General features: G+C 75.9%; 3 protein-coding genes. 2 read left to right on the plus strand and 1 reads right to left on the minus strand.

Annotation, left to right across the window (positions count from 1 at the left end; translation table 11 throughout):
* Positions 1-203: 203 nt before the first annotated feature.
* Both VKV23_00535 and VKV23_00540 read left to right on the plus strand, forming a co-directional pair.
* Positions 204-1,193: a hypothetical protein gene (locus VKV23_00535; GenBank protein ID HLI14524.1), complete on the plus strand. Its 990-nt coding sequence runs from the start codon at positions 204-206 to the stop codon at positions 1,191-1,193.
* A 184-nt stretch (positions 1,194-1,377) separates the two neighbouring features.
* Positions 1,378-4,530, plus strand: a complete 3,153-nt coding sequence (locus VKV23_00540; protein HLI14525.1) for an Ig domain-containing protein — start codon at positions 1,378-1,380, stop codon at positions 4,528-4,530.
* 116 nt (positions 4,531-4,646) lie between these two features.
* Here the strand turns inward: VKV23_00540 and VKV23_00545 are convergent.
* Positions 4,647-6,279 (minus strand): PKD domain-containing protein (locus tag VKV23_00545; GenBank protein ID HLI14526.1); only part of this gene is annotated, 1,633 nt, incomplete at its 5' end.

A 6,279-nucleotide genomic window follows, 5' to 3' on the forward strand; every position in this document is an offset into this window, starting at 1 on the left:
GTCGCGCCGGGCGCGGGCTCCTCGAGGGCGCACCAGGCTCGCTGACCTGCGCCGCGCCGGCCGAACGTGGTGGCCCTGCGGCTGCCGGTCGGAACCCGGCGTCCCGGCGGCGCGAGCCTCGGCGGTTAGCATGGCCCGCGCCGTGCGGGGCAGGCCTGAGGGCACCGGTCCCGTCGTCCGGACGGGCAGGAACGGGAGCAGCGGTGGGCGTCGTGGAGGTCTCGGTCGCGATCGACGACTACGAGCACGTGCGCGCCCTCGCCGACGGGGACGTCCGCGTCCCCGGCGCCACCTTCACCTTCCACCGCCTGCCGACCCCCTCGGAGATCTTCCACCGGCAGTTCCGCTTCGGCGAGTGGGACGTCTCGGAGATGTCCCTCGCCCTCTACTGCGGCATGCGCTCGGCGGGCGACGAGCGTTTCGTCGCCATCCCGGTCTTTCCGCTGCGCAGGTTCCGCCACTCCTGCGTCTTCGTCGCCGCCAGCTCGCCGCTCCGGCGCCTCGAGGACCTCGCCGGCAGGCGCGTCGGGGTGCCCGAGTGGGGCCAGACCGCGGGTGTCTGGGTGCGGGGGATCCTCGAGGACGACCACGGCGTCGGCCTCGGCGACGTCGAGTGGGTCCAGGGCGGCGTCGCCGAGGTGGGGCGTCCCGAGCACCTCCACCTCGCGCTGCCGCCCGGCGTGCGCCTCGGGCGCGTGGCCGACGCGCCGCTTATCGACAAGCTCCTCGCCGGCGAGCTCGACGCCATCGTCTCGGCGCTGTTCCCCCAGGAGCTCCTCGCGTCCGGTCGCTGCCGGCCGCTCCTCGCCGACTGGCGCGCCGCCGAGCTCGACTACTACGACCGGACGGGGATCGTCCCGATCATGCACCTCGTCGTCGTGCGCCGCGAGGTCCACGAGGCGCACCGCTGGCTCGCGAAGGAGCTCGTCAAGGCCTTCGACGCAGCGAAGGCGCGCGCCCTCGAGCGCCTCTGCTCGGCGCAGGCCTCGCTCTATCCCGTCCCGCACCTCGCCGAGGTCGCGAGCGAGCTCGTCGGGCGCTTCGGGGGCGACCCGTGGCCCTACGGGCTCGAGGCGAACCGGCACGCGCTCGCCACCTTCCTCCGCTACGCGGCCGCGCAGGGCCTGCTCGAGCGGGAGCTCGGACCCGAGGAGCTCTTCGCTCCCTCCTCGATCGACGTCTTCCACGCCTGACCTCGCTGGGGCGACGCGCCGGGCGGCCGTGTTCGGGCGGCTTCGCCGGCCACCCGCTCGCCCTCTCGCCGGCCCGGCTGGTCGTCGCGGCACGCCGCGGGCAGGCCCTCCGGAGGCGTGGTCGCCGGGGCGAACAGAAGATGGCACCACGCGTGCGGTCGTCGCGCACCATGCTGGGAGACCGATGCGCTGCGCGTCGGGCGCCCTCGCGGCGCGCGAGGTGGGCTGGCGGCGCCCTCGGGGTGGTGCCGTCGGGCCCGCGCGCCGGTCGGGGCTCCTGGCGCTCGCCGGCCTGGCGGGGCTGGTCGGCGCCGTGGTCTCCTCGGCGAGCGGGGCCGAGGCGCTCGCGGCGCCGCGGCCGCGTGCGGCCGTTCCGACCGGCTGGCGGGTCGGGATGGCGCCGACGGTCGGCTTCGTGCGCGCCCATCGAGGGCTGTTCCCGAGCTCGACCGCCTCGGCGCCGACGTCCGGGGTCTCCGACCTCACGTACGGCGGGGGCCAGGTGATCAGCGGGGCGCCTCGCGTCTACCTCGACTTCTGGGGGAGCCAGTGGGGGAGCGAGACCACCGACGCGGCGGGCGACGCGACCTTCTCGGGGGACCCCGACGCGCTCGCGCCGACCCTCCAGGAGCTCTTCAGGGGCCTCGGCAGCGGGGGAGAGACCTGGAGCGGCACGACCACCGAGTACTGCGAGACCGGGTCGATCGTCGTCGAGACCGGCGCGACGAGCTGCCCGTCGGGGGCGACGAGCGTCGGCTACCCTGCCGGCGGCGCGCTCGCGGGGGTCTGGGAGGACGCGGCCTCGCCCGCGCCCGCGTCGGCGACGCCCAGCCAGATCGCGCAGGAGGCGATCGCCGCGGCCGCGCACTTCGGGAACGGGTCGCCGAGCGCCAACGCGAGCGCGATCTACGTCGTCGTCTCGCCGACCGGGACGAACCCCGGCGGCGGCTTCGGCACGACCTACTGCGCCTGGCACGACGACACCGCCGACGGCTACTCGGTGCAGCCGAGCTACCCCGGCGAGGACCTGCCCTTCGTCAACCTCCCCTACGTCCCCGACGCCGGCGCGGACTGCGGCGCGTACTCGGTGGACGCGGGGAGCGCCGGCCTCCTCGACGGCCTCACCGAGGTCGCGGTGCACGAGTACGCCGAGACGCTCACGGATCCCTTCCCGCCCACGGGCTGGATCGACCCGAACGGCTACGAGATCGCCGACAAGTGCGCCTACCTCCCCTTCGGCGAGCCCAGCGGCGTGCAGGACGTCGCCCTGTCGACCGGCACCTTCGCCGTCCAGTCGCTGTGGTCGAACGGCCTCGGCCGCTGCGTCGTCGCTGCGCCGGTGCTCTCGGACGGCTCGCCGGATCCGGGCGTCGTCGACCTGTCGGCTCCTTCGAGCGAGACGACCGACGTGCACGACACCGCGCACGTCGCGCTCTCCGTCGACGACCCCGGCGAGACGGTCTCCTTCGGCGCTACCGGCCTGCCGCCGGGCCTCGAGATCGACCCCGCGACGGGGCTCGTCTCGGGCTCGCCGAGCGCGACCGGGACCTACTCGGTCACCGTCACGGCGAGCGACGCCGCGGGCAGGCAGGCGCGGGCGTTCTTCCCCTGGATGGTGCCCGGGACCGACGACGTGCGCTTCGCGAGCGGGTACGCGCTCGAGACGAGCGTCCCCGGTCGAGCCGTCGACCTCGACGTCGCGGCGGCGTCGTCCTCGGCCGGGTTCCCCGTCTCCTACGAGGCGAGCGGGTTGCCGCCCGGGCTCTCGATGTCGTCCACGGGGGTCGTCTCGGGCTCGCCGAGCGCGACCGGGACCTTCGCCGTGTCGCTCGTGGCGACCGACGCCGCCGGCGCGAGCGCCGCGACGTCCCTCACCTGGAGGGTCCTGCCGGCGAGCGCGGTGGTCGACCTCGCGAGCCCCGCCCTCGCATCGACGACGGTCGGCGGCCCGGTCGACCTCTCCCTCAGCGCGACCGACGCGGGCGTGGCGGTCGCGAGCTACGGCGCCACCGGCCTGCCGCCCGGGCTCGCGCTCGATCCCTCGACCGGCGTCATCTCGGGGGTGCCGACGGCCGCGGGGACCGACGCGGTCGTCCTCTCGGCGACGGGCGTGGACGGCTCCGTTGCGAGCCGGTCGCTCGCCTGGACGGTCGAGCCGGACGCCGTCGCGCTCTCGAGCCCCGGCGCCCAGCGCACGACGGTCTCCCAGGCCGTCGACCTTCCGCTCAGCGCCACGGACGCCGCCGGGTCGAGCCTGTCCTACGGCGCCACCGGCCTGCCGCCCGGGCTCGCGCTCGATCCCTCGACGGGCGTCATCTCCGGCGTGGCGACGGTCGCGGGGACCTACGCCGTCACCGTCAGCGCGCGCGCGGCGACGGGCGCCTCGGCGAGCGCGACCTTCGACTGGCGCGTCCTGCCCGCCCCCACCCGGGCCGCGCCGCCGCCCGCCGCGGTCGGCCGTGCCCAGCTCGCGGCGCCTGCCTCCGGGGTCGTCCGGGCGGGCGGGACGGTCCGCCTCGTTCGCACCGTCACGCGCGGCCTGCGGGTGACGGTCACGGTGCCTCGCGGCGCGCTGGCGCCGGGCACGACGGTGAGCCTGTACCCGGTGGCGAGCGCTACCGGCCTGCGCGAGGCGGTCCGAAGCGGCCAGCGGCTCCTCGCGGGGTTCGCGCTCTCCTGGCGCGCCCCGACCGGCGGGGCGCCCGTGGCGAGGCTGCCGGTCGCAGTGGTGCTCGACGGGCGCGCGCTCGCCGCCGGGGACGCGCTCTACGAGGTCACCTCGCCGGGTCGCCGGTCGCGCCCGACAGCGACCGGGCGCGCCGTCGGGCGCCTGGAGCTCTCGCGTCCGGGCGTGGTCGTCCTCGTCGCGACGCCCGGCGTCGCCGTCGTCGGCGACGGACGCCTCGTGCTCGACGGTCGCGGGGTCGAGGTCCTCCTCGCGTGCTCGCGCAGCGCCTGCCGGGGGGTCGCGACGCTCGAGCAGGTCCGTGTCGTGGCGGCGCGCGAGCGCGTCGTGAGGGACGTGCAGGTCGGACGGCGCACGGTGCGGCGCACCGTGACGCAGGTCGCGCGCCGGCGGACGGTTGTCGTCCTCGCCCGCGCGCGCTGGTCCGCCCCGGCCGGCGCGGCGCGCCTCGTCGTCCTCGCGCTCGCCGCGCCAGGTCGGGCCGTGCTCGAGCCGCCCTCGCGGCCAGTCTCCGCCACGCTCGAGGTGACGGTGGCGGGCGGAACCGGGCTCTCCCGGCGCGTCGTCGTCGTCCGAGGCGGCGAGCGGGCCCACCTGGCGGCGAGCCGGTCGTTCGGCGCCGGCCGGGCGCGAGGAGGCGCCGCTCGCTGACCGCTCGCCCGTCCCGGGCGACCCACACCGTCGCCGACGGGCCGGGCCCCCGGTCCCCGCGCGGGATCGGGCCTGGCCCGACTCGGTGCGCCGTGCGCCCGGTCCCCCCGAAGCCCTCAGGAGCGCACGATGTGGCAGGTGCGCACGGGCTCGAGGCGGTAGACGACGCGGGGGAGGCGCACGGCGACGACGATCCGCCGGCCGTGGCGGATCTCCACCTCGTGCACCGTGACGAGGCGTCGCACGACGACGAGCCGGCGCACCCTGACGCGGCGCCGGTGGCCGTCGACGAGCCGGAGGACCGTGCGGGTCTCCCAGCGGCGAAGCGGGACGCGCCGGTGCACGACGACCCGCCGGCGCACGGCGACGACGATCCGCCGGCCGTGGCGGATCTCCACCTTGTGCACCGTGACGAGGTGGGTCTCGACGGTGCAGACCCGGCGGGTCGTCGTCACCGTCGGGGAGACCGTCACCGTCGGGGAGACCGGCGGGGCGGCGATCGTGACGAGCCTCGTCGCCTGCGCCGACGGGCCGCCGTCGTTGCTCACGGTCTGGCCGGTGAACACCACCGACGTCGAGGTCCCCGCGGAGTTCGTGACGGTGAGGCGCACGTCGTAGGTACCGGCGGCGCCGTAGGTGTGGGAGGTAACGGGCGTCGTCGTCGTGGCCGTCGTGCCGTCGCCGAAGTCCCAGGCGTAGGAGACGACTGAGCCGACCGGGCTTCGCGACGCGGACGCGTCGAAGGTGGTCGGCGAGCCGGCCGGCGCCGCCTCGACCGAGAAGGAGGCGACGGGCGCCTGGTCCGGGGTGATGGCGATGCCGATCGGCTCGTAGCCGACGGTGATCGGCGAGCCCGGGGTGCCGGTCTCAAGGTCGATCGGCGTGACGGTGTTCGAGCCCTGGTTCGGGACGTAGGCGGTCCTCCCGTCCGGCGTGATGGCGATCGCGTCCGGGTTCGTGCCGACGGTGATCGGCGACCCCGCCTGGCCGGTGGCGAGGTCGATCGGCGTGACGGTTTTCGAGCCGTCGTTCACGACGTAGGCGGTCGTGCCGTCGGGCGTGATGGCGATGGCCGTCGGAAGGTTCCCGACGGTGATCGGCGACCCCGCCTGGCCGGTGGCGAGGTCGATCGGCGTGACGGTGTTCGAGCCCTTGTTCACGACGTAGGCGGTCTTCCCGTCGGGCGTGATGGCGATGGCCGTCGGAGAGTCCCCGACGGTGATCGGCGCCCCCGCCTGGCCGGTGGCGAGGTCGATCGGCGTGACGGTGCCCGGAGGGCCGCCGGAGCCCAGGAGGTGGTTGACGTCCACGACGTAGGCGGTCCTCCCGTCGGGCGTGATGGCGATCGCGTAGGGGTTCGTGCCAACGGTGATCGGTGACCCCGCCTGGCCGGTGGCGAGGTCGATCGGCGTGACGGTGTTCGAGCCGAAGTTCGCGACGTAGGCGGTCTTCCCGTCCGGCGTGATGGCGATCGCCCTGGGGAAGGCGCCGACCGGGATCGCCTGCCCGTCCGTGCCGGTGGCGAGGTCGATCGGGGTGACGATGTTGTTGTTGAAGTTCACGACGTAGGCGGTCGTGCCGTCCGGCGTGATGGCGAGGTAGAAGGGACCGGGACCGGCCGGCATCGGCGGACCCGCCTGGCCGGTCGCGAGGTCGATCGGCGTGACGGTGTCCCCCGAGCCGCCGTTCAAGATCGCGACGACCGCCGTCCAGCCGGTCGTGCTCGCCGACGCGGGCCCGGCCGCGATC

This window comes from Acidimicrobiales bacterium, assembly GCA_035294085.1.
Taxonomy (GTDB): Bacteria; Actinomycetota; Acidimicrobiia; order Acidimicrobiales; family Bog-793; genus DATGLP01.